This window comes from Fictibacillus arsenicus (assembly GCF_001999465.1).
In the GTDB taxonomy this organism is placed as follows: Bacteria; Bacillota; Bacilli; order Bacillales; family Fictibacillaceae; genus Fictibacillus; species Fictibacillus arsenicus.
The window spans coordinates 1,080,658-1,097,244 of record NZ_MQMF01000001.1 but is presented as its reverse complement, the minus strand read 5'-3'; the positions used below and the strand labels follow the sequence as shown (position 1 = coordinate 1,097,244).

General features: G+C 35.1%; 16 protein-coding genes, 1 pseudogene and 1 riboswitch. Of the genes and pseudogenes, 13 read left to right on the top strand and 4 right to left on the bottom strand.

Features of this window, described 5'->3' with window-relative positions:
* Positions 1-197 precede the first annotated feature (197 nt).
* From UN64_RS05340 to UN64_RS05325, 4 genes are all read left to right on the top strand, one after another.
* Entirely contained in the window at positions 198-1,427 is a 1,230-nt protein-coding gene (locus UN64_RS05340; RefSeq protein ID WP_077360416.1) for an ABC transporter permease, read from the top strand.
* Positions 1,397-2,560 carry an ABC transporter permease gene (locus tag UN64_RS05335; RefSeq protein WP_171978801.1) on the top strand — a complete coding sequence of 388 codons (1,164 nt, stop codon included), beginning with the start codon at positions 1,397-1,399 and terminating at the stop codon, positions 2,558-2,560. The genes UN64_RS05340 and UN64_RS05335 overlap by 31 nt, the downstream gene beginning before the upstream one ends.
* A complete protein-coding gene (locus UN64_RS05330) occupies positions 2,557-3,270 on the top strand; it encodes an ABC transporter ATP-binding protein (protein WP_077360412.1) in 714 nt (237 codons plus the stop codon). Before UN64_RS05335 ends, UN64_RS05330 begins: the two co-directional genes overlap by 4 nt.
* Positions 3,271-3,458: 188 nt before the next feature.
* Positions 3,459-4,112 carry a C40 family peptidase gene (locus UN64_RS05325; RefSeq protein WP_077360410.1) on the top strand — a complete coding sequence of 218 codons (654 nt, stop codon included), beginning with the start codon at positions 3,459-3,461 and terminating at the stop codon, positions 4,110-4,112.
* Positions 4,113-4,638: 526 nt separating this feature from the next.
* On the opposite strand, the gene UN64_RS05320 is transcribed toward UN64_RS05325, so the two are convergent.
* From UN64_RS05320 to sinI, 3 genes are all read right to left on the bottom strand, one after another.
* Positions 4,639-5,685 carry an STAS domain-containing protein gene (locus UN64_RS05320; protein ID WP_171978800.1) on the bottom strand — a complete coding sequence of 349 codons (1,047 nt, stop codon included), beginning with the start codon at positions 5,683-5,685 and terminating at the stop codon, positions 4,639-4,641.
* Between the two features lie 202 nt (positions 5,686-5,887).
* Positions 5,888-6,208 carry a helix-turn-helix domain-containing protein gene (locus tag UN64_RS05315; RefSeq protein ID WP_077360406.1) on the bottom strand — a complete coding sequence of 107 codons (321 nt, stop codon included), beginning with the start codon at positions 6,206-6,208 and terminating at the stop codon, positions 5,888-5,890.
* A gap of 89 nt (positions 6,209-6,297) precedes the next feature.
* Positions 6,298-6,441 carry a DNA-binding anti-repressor SinI gene (gene sinI, locus UN64_RS20470; RefSeq protein WP_245801964.1) on the bottom strand — a complete coding sequence of 48 codons (144 nt, stop codon included), beginning with the start codon at positions 6,439-6,441 and terminating at the stop codon, positions 6,298-6,300.
* 31 nt (positions 6,442-6,472) lie between these two features.
* Positions 6,473-6,558, bottom strand: a riboswitch (cyclic di-GMP riboswitch).
* A gap of 187 nt (positions 6,559-6,745) precedes the next feature.
* On the opposite strand from sinI, the gene UN64_RS05310 reads away from it, so the two are divergent.
* The 3 genes from UN64_RS05310 to UN64_RS05300 all read left to right on the top strand — a co-directional run bounded on the left by UN64_RS05310 (position 6,746) and on the right by UN64_RS05300 (position 8,907).
* The gene (locus tag UN64_RS05310; protein WP_245801963.1) at positions 6,746-7,711 is read left to right on the top strand and encodes an NAD(P)H-dependent flavin oxidoreductase; all 966 of its coding nucleotides are present in this window, start codon (positions 6,746-6,748) and stop codon (positions 7,709-7,711) included.
* 167 nt (positions 7,712-7,878) lie between these two features.
* Entirely contained in the window at positions 7,879-8,259 is a 381-nt protein-coding gene (locus tag UN64_RS05305) for a hypothetical protein (RefSeq protein WP_077360404.1), read from the top strand.
* Positions 8,260-8,481: 222 nt separating this feature from the next.
* Positions 8,482-8,907 carry a hypothetical protein gene (locus UN64_RS05300; RefSeq protein WP_139343021.1) on the top strand — a complete coding sequence of 142 codons (426 nt, stop codon included), beginning with the start codon at positions 8,482-8,484 and terminating at the stop codon, positions 8,905-8,907.
* Between the two features lie 129 nt (positions 8,908-9,036).
* Here UN64_RS05300 and UN64_RS21245 read toward each other — a convergent pair.
* A pseudogene (locus UN64_RS21245) lies at positions 9,037-9,425 on the bottom strand (transposase); the annotation flags it as partial.
* Between the two features lie 458 nt (positions 9,426-9,883).
* Between UN64_RS21245 and UN64_RS05290 the strand changes: the two are divergent.
* From UN64_RS05290 to UN64_RS05270, 6 genes are all read left to right on the top strand, one after another.
* Complete coding sequence (locus UN64_RS05290; protein ID WP_077360400.1) at positions 9,884-10,123, top strand: hypothetical protein; 240 nt, start codon at positions 9,884-9,886, stop codon at positions 10,121-10,123.
* An 18-nt stretch (positions 10,124-10,141) separates the two neighbouring features.
* Entirely contained in the window at positions 10,142-10,684 is a 543-nt protein-coding gene (locus UN64_RS21485) for an acyltransferase family protein (RefSeq protein ID WP_077360398.1), read from the top strand.
* A 470-nt stretch (positions 10,685-11,154) separates the two neighbouring features.
* A complete protein-coding gene (locus UN64_RS05280) occupies positions 11,155-13,281 on the top strand; it encodes a right-handed parallel beta-helix repeat-containing protein (protein ID WP_077360396.1) in 2,127 nt (708 codons plus the stop codon).
* A 226-nt stretch (positions 13,282-13,507) separates the two neighbouring features.
* Positions 13,508-15,475, top strand: a complete 1,968-nt coding sequence (locus UN64_RS05275) for an asparagine synthase-related protein (RefSeq protein WP_077360394.1) — start codon at positions 13,508-13,510, stop codon at positions 15,473-15,475.
* Positions 15,435-15,560 (top strand): paeninodin family lasso peptide, encoded by a 126-nt coding sequence (locus UN64_RS20465; RefSeq protein WP_139343020.1) that lies wholly within the window; start codon positions 15,435-15,437, stop codon positions 15,558-15,560. The genes UN64_RS05275 and UN64_RS20465 overlap by 41 nt, the downstream gene beginning before the upstream one ends.
* A 103-nt stretch (positions 15,561-15,663) precedes the next feature.
* Positions 15,664-16,575: a phosphoenolpyruvate carboxykinase (ATP) gene (locus UN64_RS05270; protein WP_077360392.1), complete on the top strand. Its 912-nt coding sequence runs from the start codon at positions 15,664-15,666 to the stop codon at positions 16,573-16,575.
* Positions 16,576-16,587: the final 12 nt, after the last annotated feature.

The window sequence follows — 16,587 nt, the reverse complement described above, 5'->3', positions numbered from 1 at the left end:
CTTCGTTGAATAGAAGATTGGAGCGCAAGGTGCGAGACTCCAGCGGGATGAGTGGGACAGGTGAGACTCCTAAGGGCACAAGGTGCTGAGGAGGCTCACCGCACACCCCGCGGAAAGCGAGCAGCCTGGAGCGGAAATCTTTCTTACACCTGCAACAACGGTATACTCAAAACTTCTTAAGCGAAAGGAATTATGTTATGAGGCAAACGTTACTCATTGCCCATCTGACGGTAAAATGCTGGCTGAAGCAGCCGATGCCGCTGTTTGCCATGATGCTCTTTCCGCTTTTGTTGCTCGGCATCACATATCTGGGATTGAAGCCTCTTTTAGACGAGAAAAAGTGGGTCGAGCCCTTTGCTGTCGCAATCGTGGATGAAGATAACACCTTTGAAACGAAATTATTAATGAAACAATACGAAGAATCCGAAGAGCTGCAAGCCGTTCTTTCCTTTCAAAAAACAAATGGAAAGACAGCGAGTGAAATGCTCGCGGATAATGAGATCGCTGGAATGGTGATGGTTCCAGACGGGTTTACACAAGGAATTCGCCGGGGCAAAAACATTCCTGTAACCGTAATCGGGAATCCGGAACGGCCGTTTCAAGCGGAGTTGCTGCAGCAAGTGATGGTCTCAAACGCTAACTTGATTTCTGCGGCACAAAGTGGAGCGAATGCAGCTTTTCATTATTTGCGAAAGATGGGGCTGAGTTCTGAGGAATTTGCGACTTACCGAGACGCAATTATTACTGATTTTACACTGCAGGCTCTGAACCGAAACAAGATCTATGAAACGGAAACACTGAGTGCGTTTGGAGGCATTACACCTGTTGAGTTCTACAGCCTCTCGGGTGTACTGATTCTGCTTTTAATCGGAGGTCTGTTTGGTATGAGCTTAACTGCGAGAGGAGAACAAACGGCACTGCGGGAAAGGCTTTCGTTGCAAGGGGTTAGGTCGTCCGTTTTCTTTTTCGGTAACATTATATCGGTGTTCATGCTGCTCGTAATTCAAAGTTTTGTATTAACACTGCTTTTTTATAGCGTTACGAAAACGTGGAGCTTGCTTGCAACTGCCATTCTATTAGCCTATTGTTTAGCCGTTTCTTCATTGTTTGCCCTTTGTCAGGAATTCTTCCAGCGAAACGGTGCAAAGTGGGGGGCGGGAATTCTGCTGGTAGTTGGAGTGACTGCAACGAGCGGAAGTGTATTGCCGTTATCATATTTACCGGAAATGTGGAGAAGTGTGAGCTTTTTAAATGTTCTTCATCACACACATAACGGGTTAGTAGAGACGCTGTTTTCAGGTGCGGGTGAATGGAGTTTGGCCGGCACATTAATTGGGTTCTCCGTTGTTTTCTGGGTCTTCGGAATCCTGGTTATCACAATAAAGAAGAGGTTGCCATGGTCTGGACAATTGCCTTTACACGTATAAAATTATTGCTTCAAAGTCCGTGGAGCTGGGCAGGGCTAGTTATCCCTGTGCTTTTGCTCGGCTTCTTAGATCTGTCTGTTGAAAAAACGGCAAACGCAACGAAAATCCCAGTTGTGATTGTGGACGAGGACGCATCTGATTACTCCGAGACTGTGATTGAACGTGTGAGCGATAATCCAGCAGTATCAGTTAGTATCGTTGATCAAGAACAAGCGCGAACAGAAATCGAGACACAGAAAGCTGCGATCGGATTTTTAATACCAGAAGGATTTATGGAACGCATTCAAGAAAATGATGAAGACGAACTCGTGACAATGTGGCTTTCAACTGGAACCCTGTCACACGGGTTGGTCCGCGAAATTTTTGCTAGTGAAGTGAAGCGTTTATCGAGTAATTCTTACGGTGCAAATACAGTTTTAAAAACATATGGGAAAAGCGAGAAGCTGGACGCGAAAGAACAAGTCTCCGTTTGGAAAGAGGCTTGGGCATACAGTGATAAACATTGGAACCCTGTACCACTGATGACGGTTGATTATAAGATCGGTGCTACAAAAGAAAAAGCTCAATCCGTTGATGATCAAGCAGTATCGATTTACGTACCTGGAATGCTGGTGATGCTGATGCTGTTCAGCTTTTTATGGAACAGCTGGCCGATTAAAGACCGGGATTCAGGAATGCGCTCACGGGTGCCGTATTCAGTTGGCGGATTTACGGTTTATTGGGGTGGAAATGCGCTAGGTGTACTTATTCTTCAATTCGAACTACTTGTGCTGATGGCCGGTTTTGGCTGGTGGAAAGGTGAACTGGTGGTGAATGCCTCAACGATTGTTGCATTGCTAGGATATATTCTATTTTTAAATACCTTATCACTTTTGTTTGCTTATTTTGTTCATTCCAACCGAACGTGGCAAGCTGTAACGCTCTTTGTCGTACTCGCAACATCGCTTTTAAGCGGAACTTTTTTCCCGAGTGACGAACTTTCGAGTATTTTAGAAAAAGCAGCACAATGGACGCCGCAATATTGGATCATCTCAGCTTTAAACCAAGAGACGCTTATGATTCCATTGGTGTTTGTCGGAATCAGCATCCTCTTATACGGACTTTCAACAATGAAGGCAGGTGACAACGCTTGATTACAGCAGAAAATCTATCAAAAAAGTTTGGACGTAAAGAAGTACTTAAAGATATAAACTTTTGTATCCAAAAAGGAGAAACTGTAGGCGTTGTTGGCCCAAACGGTGCTGGGAAGTCTACTCTTCTTAAAATCATCGCGACGATCATGAATGGCACAAACGGATCTATTCTGGTAGATGGAATGGATACGAAAAAAGATACGAAAAAGATACGAGAAAAAATCGGATATGTACCACAGGAGATCGCAGTGTATCACGAACTGACAGCACGCGAGAATCTTCGTTTTTTTGCAAAATTAGCGAAGAATTCATCTGAGGAAATCTGGATGAGAAGGTGTGAGGAGTGGAAGCTGGCTGAACATCTTGATAAAAAAGTAAAGCATCTGTCTGGCGGAAACCAGCGTAAACTCAACATCTTAATCGCCTTACTGCATAACCCGGAAATTCTAATTCTTGACGAACCAACAGTAGGAATCGACATTTCAGCAAAACAAGAAATCGTGAACGATCTAAGGCAGCTCGGAAGTGAAGGAAAGACGATTCTATATTCCAGCCATGACGCACAAGAACTTGAAACACTATGCACTTCCTTCTTGATTTTAAAAGAAGGTGAGCTGCTCTTTTATGGTTCAAAGCAAAAAGTGAGGCAGTTTGGATCTATTGCACAGTCGAAGAATTTTGCGGAGACGCTCGGTGAGATAGTGGGGTAATAGAGGTATGAAAGGATAACTTCAATGAGGTTATTCTTTTTTGTTTGCTCTTAAAGATGAAACGACACCTTTTGACAAGATGGACTATATGCCTATTTTTCGTAATTGAAGCGTAAAACACAACTCACTTTTTCTATAGTAGGATAATAATAGATTACTTGGAAAATAAAAGGGGTTAGGGATATATTATGAAAAAATGGATTACAACTACGGTTTTAGGATCGGCTTTATTATTATCACCAGTACAGGCTTTTGCAAATATCGGAGATCAGACGCTTCGTCCGACAATGACCCATTCAGATGTAAAAACACTTCAAACAATATTGCGCGATAAGGGTTATTTTACATATAGCGGATCGACGACTACTTATTACGGTGCTTACACAAAGAGTGCTGTTGCAAGTTTCCAGCGTGCAAAAGGCCTAACAGCTGATGGGGTCGCTGGACGCAACACGTTTAACAAACTAGGAGTCTATAACGTTAACAATTCCTACTTAGTAGATTATGCAAAGCGTTTTGTAGGAACGCCTTATAAATGGGGCGGAACTACTCCTGACGGCTTCGATTGTTCTGGATATATCAATTATGTATTTAAAAACTCTCACAGCATCTACTTGCCGCGAACTGTAAAAGATATGTGGGCGAACACAGGTTACAGAGTTTCTACACAAGCGGTCGGAGATCTAGTATTCTTTGAAACGTACGAGCCAGGCGCGTCTCATATGGGAATCTATATTGGGAACGGTAAGTTCATCCACGCAGGTTCATCAACTGGTGTAACGATCTCTGAGATGAGCAACACATACTGGAAACCGCGTTATATTGGAACAAAGCGTCTGTAACATATAAAAGGAAAAGGAGTCCGATGATTTCGGACTCCTTTTTTTTAACAGAACAAGATTCTTGCCCAAGGATCGCAGCAGCGATGACGGTTCTTCTTTCTGACCTTTTTGCACTTCAAGACTTCAGAGCTAGAAGAAGAGGAAGAGGAAGAAGATGATGAAGAAGATTCGCATTTAAAATCATGCTTTTTCTTCTTGTCATGCTTTTTCTTCTTTTCTTTCTTGAACTTGCAGTGGTCGAAATCTCCACACTTGTAACACATAAAAAATTTCACCTCACTGGAATGATACCGATTTCCTGATAACAGGCTTCGGTTTCTTTATATAGTATGTAGGTGGAGACAAGTTGCATAGACGAATGTTGGGGTTTGAAAAAAATTGGGACATATGGGGACAGACCCGGGTCTGTCCCCACACAAATACATATTGCTCTTGTTTGTTCATCCTGGGTGGACCCGGATACATAACCGATATAATCGCAAAAAAGCCACGCCATTTTTAAAATGGCGTGGCTTTCGTTTGCTTTTTAAGGTTGATTCGGTTCTTGTATAAACATCCCTTCTTTTGCAAAGGCAAAATGAATGGCATGCTTCAGGTTTCTAAAATAAGTGCTGTCACCTAGTGAATATTGATGTTTCGTCACTTCCATACTTAACTCTGGTGAGATTCCTACAAGCAGCGTTTCCATTCCAAACAAGCGGACAGAAGAAACGAGTTTATTTAACATATCAATCATCTCTGAATCAATTGATTTGATACCAGTCAAATCTAAAATCACAAACTTAGCTCGATGTTGCGGCAACGATGTAAGTGTATACTCAAGCATATCTTTAGACCGCAGCTCATTATATCTACCTATTAACGGAATAACCACTATATGATCGGTTACCGGAATAATCGGTGATGAAATTTCTCTGATTAAATCAGTAAGCTCTCTTGTGCGATTCTCAACCATCGCTTCAAGTTTCATGATTTCATTTTGTTCTTCACGCTGAACCAAATCACTTATATTATCGCTAGGTGTAATATCTGTCTCGGTAATTTTTATTTTTAATAAATCAGGTGAGGAGTTATCCTCTTGGACTTCATACCACATATGTGTTTCAAACAATCCGGTGAAAACGCCAGCCCAGTGACCAGGTAAGAAGCGTCCCATACGCTTACTTCCTTGAGCTTTTTTAACCTTTGTTTCCCAGCTGTTGGAGATTGTAATCACTGCTTCTTTCTTTTCTATATTCACATCGATAAACGTTTTACCCCAGCCGGCAGTTACATAGATATTAGGCAGGGCTTCTATCGACTTTTTAATATCGCCAATCGAATTCTTATAAAAATCACTTACAACCAATCCTGTACGATAGCCTGCCGTTTCAAAAACAAGATCAGCTGTACCTTCGCCAGTAATTTCCTCAATGGAATCCAGGAATACCTTAAACGCTGAATCGATCCAAAACAGCATGACGTCTCCACCTTCAAATTGGAAGACTCCCTTAGAAGTGTCCCATTCAAAAGAAGAACCATTTACATCTACACTTTTTTGAGTATCTAATAATTCATTCGGCGTCTTATTCATCAACAAATCCTCCATAGGCTCAAAAAATACAAACACCCTTTTCTTTTACCCTTAATAATCTTGCATGAAACAAAAGTTTTTTTGACAGGGGGACAGACCCGGGTCTGTCCCCATAAAAAGACAACCACCTTCTTTGTTCTTTCCAAAAAGACACCCTAAATTCAAAGTAAAAACCACCAGATCTCATTATCTGGTGGCTCAATTAATTTTGTTTGTTCTTCCATTTATTAAATTCAAGAAACTCTTTAAATTGTTCTTTGCTTACACCAGATCCCATGGCTTCTTTAACAAGATCTGCCCATTCCTGGTCTAGGTTTTGAGTGTCAACTTCAGGTTTTATTAAGTGATCTACAGAAATATTTAATACATCCGCAATCTTTTCAAGAAGCTGAATTGATGGGTTTTGTTGAATATTACGCTCCAAAGCACTAATGTACGATTTAGCTACACCTGCTTTATCAGCTAAAGCCGTAATGGAGAGCCTTTTTTCAGTGCGGTATTTTTTTACTCGTTCACCAATCATATCTGTTATCCCCATTTTAGTAGTAATTTGATACCATTATATCTTTCTACAACAGGGAAGTAAATAAATACATCAGATTACTTTAACTCTTATTTCTTTAATTCATACATTTTTTCTAACATAAGCTGGGGGTTTTTAAATATTTCTATTAATTCATCTTTAGTGAAACCTTGGTCTCTAGCTTCTTTAATTAGTTCAATCCACTCGTGATCCAACGCTATGTAATTTTCCACCAAAAAATCCCTCCAGAAATTATGTAGTAATTCAGGTAACCCGGCGATCTTAGCTACATAGCCTTAGACCCGTGGCTTTGCGCCCATATCTTTCGAAAATGTTTGCCCTTGTCCGAAGGTTTTAGGTCAATTCTCCTAACCTGTATTGATTATATCCAAGCTATTTAGAAAATGTTGTCAGAAAATGGCTGTAATGTAAATGTAATATTAAAAGTTTAAATTAACCCCTATAAAAGTATAAAAAGGGATTGTTAGGGCATTTGTTGAAAAAGTTAGGGTTAAAAAGTAGAGAGGATGATTTACTTTGAGTGGCAAGCTGCCTATAAAATTGTCGAATCAACTCAGTTTACCTATCATTAATGCGCCTATGTTTTTAGTATCAAGTCCTGATATGGTTATTGAAAGCTGCAGAAATGGAATTATCGGTACGTTTCCTCTATTAAATGCAAGAACATCGGAACTTCTAGAGAACTGGATGATTCGTATATCAAAAGAACTTAAACAAGTTCAAGAAGAAGACTCAACCGCTAAAATTGCTCCATGGGGAGTTAATTTAATCGTTCATCGTACGAATAAACGATTTGAGGAAGATCTAGAGTTGATAAAAAAATATGAACCGCCTGTTGTGATAACATCCTTAGGAAACCCAAATGACGTAGCTAAAATCGTTCACAGTTATGGTGGACTTGTTTTTTCAGATGTTATTTCACTCAATCATGCCCGTAAAGCTGCAAAAACCGGGATTGATGGTCTCATTCTTGTATGCAGCGGGGCAGGGGGACATGGTGGAACACTCAATCCATTTGCATTCTTAAAAGCTGTTAAAGAGTTTTGGGATGGAATTACGATACTAGCTGGTGCTATTTCAACCGGTGAAGAAATTCTTGCGGCGAAGATCCTTGGAGCCGACTTGGTGTACATGGGAACACGCTTTATCGCAACTGAAGAATCATCAGCAAGTGAGGATTACAGACAAATGCTAATTGATTCTACATTAGAAGATCTTATCTACACAGATGCTATCAGTGGAATCAAAGGAAACTATCTACTGCCTTCCTTACAAAAAGCAGGGTTTAATAAAGAAAATCTTAAGAAAAAAGAGGTTGACTTATCATTCTCAGAATCAAAAGCTAAAGCATGGAAAGACATATGGTCAGCTGGCCAAGGAGTAGGGAATATCAAAAAAGTTTCAACAATTAAAGAAATCATTGAAGATTTAAGGGCGGAATATAACATAGCTTTAACAAAAAATGAGTCATTAAAAGTATAATGTTACTAAATTCCCTCATTCAACTTTTTAGAATGAGGTTTTTTTGCGATAAAAGAGGAGTAATGTTTAATAGAGAGAAGTATAAGTAATATCTTTATGGACATAAACCATGTAAACTAAAGAGAATTATTATAACAATTAATTTAAATCTCAATGGAGGTGTTACCATGAATTTATTCTCATCAATAACGGAAGAGAGTTTTTCCTATCTTATAAGTGATTATGGATTTTCTGAACCGGTTGCAACAGATGGGAGCTGGAAGACAACCTTCTTATATGTAAATGATCAGATTGGAATTGAAATCGAACTGAACTACAGAGACATGGATACATTTATTTTCATAAGTAAATTAAAAAATGGGGAGTTTCCTCAAAATGATAACTATGTACGCAAACAATTAGAAGAAATTATTGAAGTCGAGCCATCAAGGAGTAACGGGGATAGCACAACAATTGAGCAATTTGAGAAAGGAATAGCCCGAAAATCCACTCTATTAAAAAATAATATCGGAGAGATTTTAAACACCTCTGAAAACGTGTTTGTATAGCGTATTAAAAAAGATAACCAATGAAGGTTATCTTTTTTAGTTCAAGGATCTTAGATATTCAGATTGGAACAAATGTATTTCTCTAGCTCTATTCTAATAGTCAATTATGTAAAAAATCACAAAAGTGCAAGTAAGGGTTCCAATTTTCCGAAAAATATTGTAAAATAATTTGAAAATTAGGTTTCATTTTAGCGGAATTAGGGAAGGAGAGTATATTTGGGGATGAAACATATTACATCAGGGTTTGGATTTGCGTTTATTTTTTTAGCGGCACTATTTGTATTGGGACTGTATCAAACAGTGATGGTATGGGGGAATATTAATTTGGTCATCGACCGAATTCTAGGACTGACTTCAACTTCATTTATTTCTTCCATACTCCTATTCTGGTCGATTACGAGTGCTTTTTGGATTGTAAGTTTGAAAGTATTAGACATCGCACATAAGACTAAATTGTACAGTACAAAAAATGCGATTTTTGGAATGCTGTTCTTATTTTTTGCAATTCCATTTGGCATCAGTGCTCAGGTGTTTCACGCATTAAACATGAATGCTGGCGTTACAACGATCACCACAGCACTGTTTATCATGACGATTTTATCTTTTATCGTTGGATTTGTATTTAAATTTAGAAAAACAGCCCGTTAAAGACTTAAAGAAAACATGTTAAGAATAACTTTAAAGTTATTCAGAACGTAGACAAACCCCTTTCATCTTTTTGTTGGAAATGGGGTTTGTCTTGTTTATTAGTATTATTTTTGAAAAAAAACACCTGGATTACACAGGACATGACCCTTGCCATGTCCAGTTTGCCAGTTTCTTAAGATTCATGGCAACGAAAGTAAGCATCGCGTGAGCGGGAACTTTTTTAAGTCCTCTTAGCTTCGTCCAACGCATACCATACTTTTCTTTTGCATCAGCGAAGACCCGTTCAATGGTTTCTTTTCGCTGTCATATTTTTTTTATTCTCCTCAGTATGTCTAAGGTGTTTTACTTCCTCTATATAATCCTCCCCAATTTTCTGTTGGATCATCTTTACGTGCTGTTGGCTCAGTGTACATTGGGAAAGCAACGTACAACTGTTTGCACTCTAATGGATTGGTAGCATATTGATGATAGCTCTGGCGAGTAGTCGATCTATAAGACAAAGCTTCGCCTTGCGGGCACTTGCTTAATCGTGGATTATAAAGGGATCAAAAACCATGTAATTGAAGAAATTCACGTTATAGAGAGAATCAAAACTTCTGTTAAACAATCGACATACTGGTTTTATATTAAGCTAGCCCTTATTTTTTAATTTAATAGCATTATTATTATAAAAAACCGGCGGTATCATCAAGTCAAGAGGTATCTTCTAGAATCTTCCAAGTTGAATTTGTAAGCTTAATAAACAACCCAGTTGTATTATCTTGTTTGAATCGCGGACGTCTGTGGTAAGCTTTGGTTCGAAAATATAGTGATTTGTAGAAGTTTCATGTTAAAAACATTAAAATTCTTAATGCTAATTTTCAATTTTAAATAACAATTTCAATTAGTACTTGTTAAATTATGGATAAATATTATAAAATAAACTAAATCACCGTTCTTAATTAAGAACGGTGATTTCAAAGGGGGAGAGAAAATCATGGAATTGTCAAAACAGGATACTAAGGTTTTAAAAGGAATAGCTATATTATTAATGGTTTTGCTGCATTTATTTGCGAGAAAAGATGTAAATGGTCTATATGAAACAGTTCCTATAATTAATGGGATACCATTAGTTTACTATATTGGTTTAATGGGAGATTCATGTAGACCAATATATTTATTTGTTACTGGTTATGCATTTTATATAATGATAACCAAATCTAACGGATCAATATAAAAAAAAAATCTTAAAAGAATACTGAAATTATTCATTAATTATTGGACTGTATTTTTTATTTTTATACCTATTGGATTTTTATATGGACGAGATCAAACCTTTACACCTGACTTCACGAAATTTTTTCTGAATTTCTTGGGGTTATCTAATTCGTATAATGGTGCTGGGTGGTTCTTACAGATATATATTATTCTTGTAATAATATCCCCTATTCTAATAAAAATAATAAAACATTATAATTCAATAATTTTATTCGGTTTTGCAAGTATAATTTACTTTCTTTCATACTTAATTAGAGCTTCAAATATAACAGAGTTTAGTAATAATCTATTAATAAACGAATTCATTCAATTAATAATGTTACTTGGTACATCTCTTTTCTCATTAGTTATAGGTTCTCTTTTTGCAAAAGAAAAAATTTATACGAAAATCCATTCTAAATTTAATAATATAAAATTTAAAAATCTATTTTGTATAGCTGGCTTCCTTTCTTTAATAATCTTTCATTCTATAGTCGAATCAGCAATTATTGCGCCCATAAACGGAATTATATTTATTTGATTATATTTATTAATAGATAAAAATATATTCTTTCAAAAAACATTAGATTTTATTAGCAATCACTCTATTAAATATTTGGCTAACACATATGTTTTTTTATTCTACCATTTTTCAACAAATTACTTTCAGTCCTAAATATCCAATCTTTATATTTATCTGGCTAATAGCCTTATGTATTGCAACATCTTATTTTATAAAATCTTTGATGAAACCTTTAATTAGTTTTATAGATAAAGAAAAAATAATAATAATTGATAATAAAAGACTTACCGGAAAAAGGATATCATAAACTAAATTATTATTTTGAACTAAACCATATTTTATTCACGTTTCTATTATCTATGAATATCCTATAGTAAAAGTAAAAATATATATTTTTATTTTCGCCTCTAATTTGTTGCAGACAAAATAGGGGTTTTTTAGTAAGTAAAACATAGTTAGTACAAGCAGTATGTGCGAGGAAGTGATTGATGGTGGAAAACCCAACAATAGAAAACAGTATTTGGAAGTCTGGAGATAATAATATATCAGCTTCTTATTTAATAGAATTAGAAAGATGGGGAATAAAAAATGATGGAACTGATGCAGTTAACACTACATTAGGTATTAATAATGCATTAACATGGGCTGCTCAAAATAATTTTACAGAGATCGTCTTACCAAGAGGTGAATATTTAATCGATGAAAATAATCCAATTTTGCCTAAAAGTAACATGACTTTTAATCTAGGTGGAGCTACCCTTAAAGTAAGAAGTAATAACTTAGAATCATACCAAATGGTTAAATTCTCAGAAGTTCAATATTCTCGAATAACAAACGGTAAATTAGAGGGTGACAAAGAAACTCATATTTATACAAAAGATGGTGTGGGTTCAGATACCCATGAAGGTGGAACCGGTGTAAATATATATGCATCCAAAAACATCTTAATAGATAACCTAGAAATCTACAATATGACAGGTGATGGATGTAATACCACAAATAAAGGCGGTAACATGGCATATTACTTGAGGTCTGCAACATGTGAACTTGGCAGTTTTAATCCTATTACAGGTTTAGAAGAAATTACACCTAATAAAATAAGATGGACTAATGCTTTGGATGTAACAAACTCTCTAATTACTAATATAGGTTATTTCACACTAGCAGGAACAGGCTATGGATCAATTGGGGCTGACATTTCAGCTACTCATTTTGATGTTTTTTTCTATAAATCAGACGGAACTTTTTTAGTTGCTGAAACTAAAGTCGAGTTTTTTAGTAAAGTTGAACCTCCGAAAGATGCTAAATGGGCTAAGTTTTCCTTATATCAAGGGACGATACCTGCTGATAATAAAAATAACCTAATGGTTTGGAATTTAAAATTCGCTGAAAATATCTTTTTCGAAAAATTAGACATTCATCATTGCCGTAGACAAGGGATGAGCTTGCAAGGTCAATTCATTTTTGTTCGTGATAATACTATACATCATATTGGTGGAAATACATTTCAAAATGGAACTGATCCTCAAGGCGGGATTGATATTGAGGATGGATATGACTGGAACCAACATTTCTTTATTGAACGTAATAATTTTTATAAAAACTGGGGTTACGATTTAGTCATTACGAACGGAAAGTATATGTATATAAATGGAAACAAGTTTAGTAAGGTTGGTAAATATGTTTCAGTTGCACTAAATGCACCTGTAGATAAATCAATTTTTATTAACAATAGAATTGATCAGGGACAAGTGGTAATTGCAGGAGAGCTTTTAATTAGTAATAATAATTTTTTTGGTTCAAATATTACTTTTGGTGACTCTAATACTATAAATAATTATGGTAGGAGTATAAATGTTTATAACAATATTTTTAAAAATAGTAACATTACTATAAGTCAAACAGTTCCATATACTATTGTTCTAGATGGTTGCAAATTCTTAAATGATAAATTCAAACAAATTTTCTCAAATTACTCCTTAATCCTGACATTAGAACCTCAAACTATTAGAAATAGTGTATTTGAAGGAGAAGACAATATTGGAGTTATATACAATAACAGACCTAATAAAGGATGGGTTTTTGACAATATTGTTTTTAGGAATATTACAAAACCTATAAGCTTGCCCCCTGGAAAATTTAATGAATGTAAGTTCTTAAATATAAATATCATAAACATCGCAACTTCTTCTTTAAATGATCAAGAAATCGAGTTTATTGACTGTTATATAAGAAGTACAGATCAGAACAACAATTTAATAACGATTGGAAATGCAAAAAGTTTAAAAATAGAAGGTTGTCATATTGAAAAAAAAGATAGCTCTTTATTGGTTATTCAAAATATTAAAGAGGAAGTTATTATTAAAGGAAACACATTAAAATATTTCAATCCAGTGTTCTTAAATAGACCCCCAATTTTAATTCAATCAACATTTGCTGGTATATCCTTAATCATTGATAGTAATTACTTGTATAGTCCAATAAAAAAACAATTATTTGCTAACAGTGCAAATGTTGCTCAAGTCATTGTTAAAAATAATGTTCTTAATGGATTTGAAATAAAATTCACAAATGAAATTTTGGTGAATAATATCATAAACGGCGTTCTTAATTAAATCAAAAAAATAATGATGAACCAAGCCATAAGGCGGGAAGAAGAATATATCCTGCTCTTTTTTTTGCTCTTATGAGTATCTAAGTTTATAAATCAAGTCAGTTTTAAACAAAAAATCTTTGACATTTCTAAAATGAGATGTTAATTTAAGAATAACATGTTCTTTATAACGAACAAAATAGATTTAAATATAGAACCAAATCAATTAGACTTAAGGCGGGAAGTATATGAGTGCTATTGCTGGAATTTATAGTTTTAATGAAGAACCAGTTATTCATTATGGGAATGCGATGATGGAATATTATAACAAATTTCCTGTTGATAGTTTAGATATTTACTATAAGGATAATTTATTTTTTGGCTGCCACGCTCAATGGATCATGCCAGAAGATATAAATAACAAAAAGTCATTTTATGACAATGATAAAAGATTAGCAATTACGTCTGATGCTATACTCGATAATCGAAATGAACTGTTTCAAAAATTAAATATCGACTATTCTATCCGTAATGATATTACAGATAATGAAATTATTTTACTTGCTTATTGTAAGTGGAAGGATGAAATGCCAAAACATTTAAATGGTGAGTTTGCTTTTATGATTTGGGATGAAAAAGAACAATGTCTTTTTGGAGCAAGAGATTTTTCAGGCAAAAGGTCATTTTACTTTTATAGTGATGATCAAAGAATCGCATTTTCAACTCTCTTAAATCCATTGTTAAAGTTACCGTATATTTCAAATGAATTGAATGAGTATTGGTTAGCCGAATTTCTTACAATTCCTAATATGAATGATGTAGCTGATCCTTTTATTACTGTGTATAAGAATATATCATCCGTTCCTCCTTCACACACAATAAAGGTGAAAAAGGGAAGAGTAATTCTATCGAGATATCTTGATATTGGCAATAATAAAAAACTAAAACTAAAAAACAACGAAGAATACATAGAAGCTTTTCGAGATGTCTTTCAGACTGCAGTAAAGTCTAGATTTCGAACCCATAAAAATATAGGTTCTGAATTAAGTGGAGGATTGGATTCTGGATCTGTAGTAAGCTTTGCCTCTAGAAACTTAAAGCAATTAAATAAACGGTTAAATACATATAGTGCCGTACCAATTCCGGAATTTACTGAGTGGAATTATAATCACTTAATCCCTAATGAAAGTGAATTTATTAGGTCTACTGTAGATTATGTAGGTAATATTTCAGATCGGTATTTAGATTTTAAAGGAAAAGATCCCTTTTCAGATATTGATGAGTGGTTAAACATCATGGAAATGCCTTATAAATTTTTTGAAAATTCTGTTTGGTTGAAAGGTATATATAAGCAAGCGCACTTAGATAGAATAGGGATTTTATTAAATGGTGCAAGAGGTAACTATACAATATCTTGGGGACCTGAACTGAGATATTACTCGAGTTTAATGAAAAAAATGAGATGGATTAAATTAAATAAAGAACTTAATCTTTATTCTGATTATTTAAATGTTAAAAAATCAAGAGTGTTAAAGGAAGTGAGATCTAGAGCGTTTCCTAATTATTTTCAATCAAAAGAGACCTCTTATATCCTTCCTGAAGTGATTAGTAAGGAATTGGCTGAAAGAACGAATATATATAAGAGTCTTGAGGAAAAGGGTTTATACCCGGTTGATACAACAAATCCGAATATTTACGAAATCAGGAAGCAACACTTTGGAAGACTAAATAATTGGAACATTACTGGAACCACTAGTACGAGATTATCTTTAATTAATTCACTAAGAGCGCATGATCCAACTAATGATTTACGGGTTGTCCAATTTTGTTTATCTATTCCAATCGATCAATTCATTTGTGAGGGACTCGGCAGATCACTCATACGAAGATCCACAAAAGGATACTTGCCTGACAAGGTTCGTTTAAATCAACGGACTAGAGGAATTCAGGGAGTGGATGTAATTCAACGTATGTCTTCTAAATGGCAAATGTTTATTGATGAATATGATTACATGTGTTCCGATCCTTTATCACTGGAGTTCCTGAATGTAGAAGTTTTAAGAACTGCAAAAGAAAATATGCAATCAAATTATGCACTCGATCCAAATTTTCGTGTAATGATGCGGAGTATAATTGTCTATCGATTCTTAAAAAAATTGAAGGGAGGTGAAGTTTATGAAGAAAGTTTGGCAGGAACCAATATTGGAAGTACTTGATATTAATCTAACAATGGCAGGGCCAGGAATTAAAACTCCTGATGCAGTCCAACCTGATGTTGATGAAGTAGTTCATTATAGCTAATAAAACATAATTACTTAATTTAGACCACAAAACCCTTATACATAAATCAATACAGTATAAGGGTTTTTACCTTATATAAAGGATTAAGAGGGAAGTGGGAAATTTGAATTTAACTAAACAAGTTTATCAATACAATTCTTTCGGTTTAAATATTACAAGTGAGATTTGTTTTCCCGAATTATTTGTTACAACTTTTAATGGATGTGGAGATGTTCAAATTGGGATTGGCAACTTGACTGAACTTTGGAATAAAAAAGTGACGTCAAATTCACAAGTTTTTGTGGAAAAAAACTTGGTATTATTTAAAATCCCTAATTTATCAATTTTTTGCATAAAAAATAGCAATTCAATTATTTTTTCACCGGAACTTGGTGCAGATCAGGATAAAATTAGACTTTATTTATTAGGGACATGTATGGGTACATTGCTGCTTCAGAAAAAAATATTATGTTTACATGGTAGTGCTGTTGCAATTGATGGTAAGGCTTATGCTTTTGTTGGTGATTCTGGAGCAGGTAAATCTACAATAGCTGCAGCGTTTGCGCTTAAAAACTTTCAACTAATAAGTGATGACGTGATAGCTATTAATTTCGACAATCAAGATAAACCTTTAGTTATGCCCTCATATCCACAGCAAAAACTCTGGGAAGAAAGCTTAATTTGTTTTGGAATGAATTCAATAAATTATAAACCACTATTTGAGCGAGAAACAAAGTATGCAGTACCTGTCAAAAATCCTATAATAGTTCCTATTCCACTTGCTGGAATAATTGAATTAAGTGCAATAGAAAATGAATCTTCGATTAGATATGAAAGTCTTGATGGCCTCCATAGAGTACAAACCCTCTTCCAGCATACATATCGCAGTTCTTTTATAAGACGATTAAAGCTATCAGACTGGCATTTTAGAGAGACAGTCAAGCTTATAAATAGAATACAAATGAGTAAATTAAGTCGTCCTACACAGCAGTTTACAGTCCATGAAATGGTATCAATAGTATTAAAAAATATTTGAGGAGGATTACAC

Coding starts and splice junctions, on each gene's coding strand:
- UN64_RS05315 (WP_077360406.1), bottom strand. CDS start 6,208: ATGATTGGTGAACGAGTAAAAAAATACCGCACTGAAAAAAGGCTCTCC.
- UN64_RS05335 (WP_171978801.1), top strand. CDS start 1,397: ATGGTCTGGACAATTGCCTTTACACGTATAAAATTATTGCTTCAAAGT.
- UN64_RS05290 (WP_077360400.1), top strand. CDS start 9,884: ATGGAATTGTCAAAACAGGATACTAAGGTTTTAAAAGGAATAGCTATA.
- UN64_RS20465 (WP_139343020.1), top strand. CDS start 15,435: ATGAAGAAAGTTTGGCAGGAACCAATATTGGAAGTACTTGATATTAAT.
- UN64_RS05340 (WP_077360416.1), top strand. CDS start 198: ATGAGGCAAACGTTACTCATTGCCCATCTGACGGTAAAATGCTGGCTG.
- UN64_RS05320 (WP_171978800.1), bottom strand. CDS start 5,685: ATGAATAAGACGCCGAATGAATTATTAGATACTCAAAAAAGTGTAGAT.
- UN64_RS05280 (WP_077360396.1), top strand. CDS start 11,155: ATGGTGGAAAACCCAACAATAGAAAACAGTATTTGGAAGTCTGGAGAT.
- UN64_RS05305 (WP_077360404.1), top strand. CDS start 7,879: ATGAATTTATTCTCATCAATAACGGAAGAGAGTTTTTCCTATCTTATA.
- UN64_RS05325 (WP_077360410.1), top strand. CDS start 3,459: ATGAAAAAATGGATTACAACTACGGTTTTAGGATCGGCTTTATTATTA.
- UN64_RS05275 (WP_077360394.1), top strand. CDS start 13,508: ATGAGTGCTATTGCTGGAATTTATAGTTTTAATGAAGAACCAGTTATT.
- UN64_RS05300 (WP_139343021.1), top strand. CDS start 8,482: ATGAAACATATTACATCAGGGTTTGGATTTGCGTTTATTTTTTTAGCG.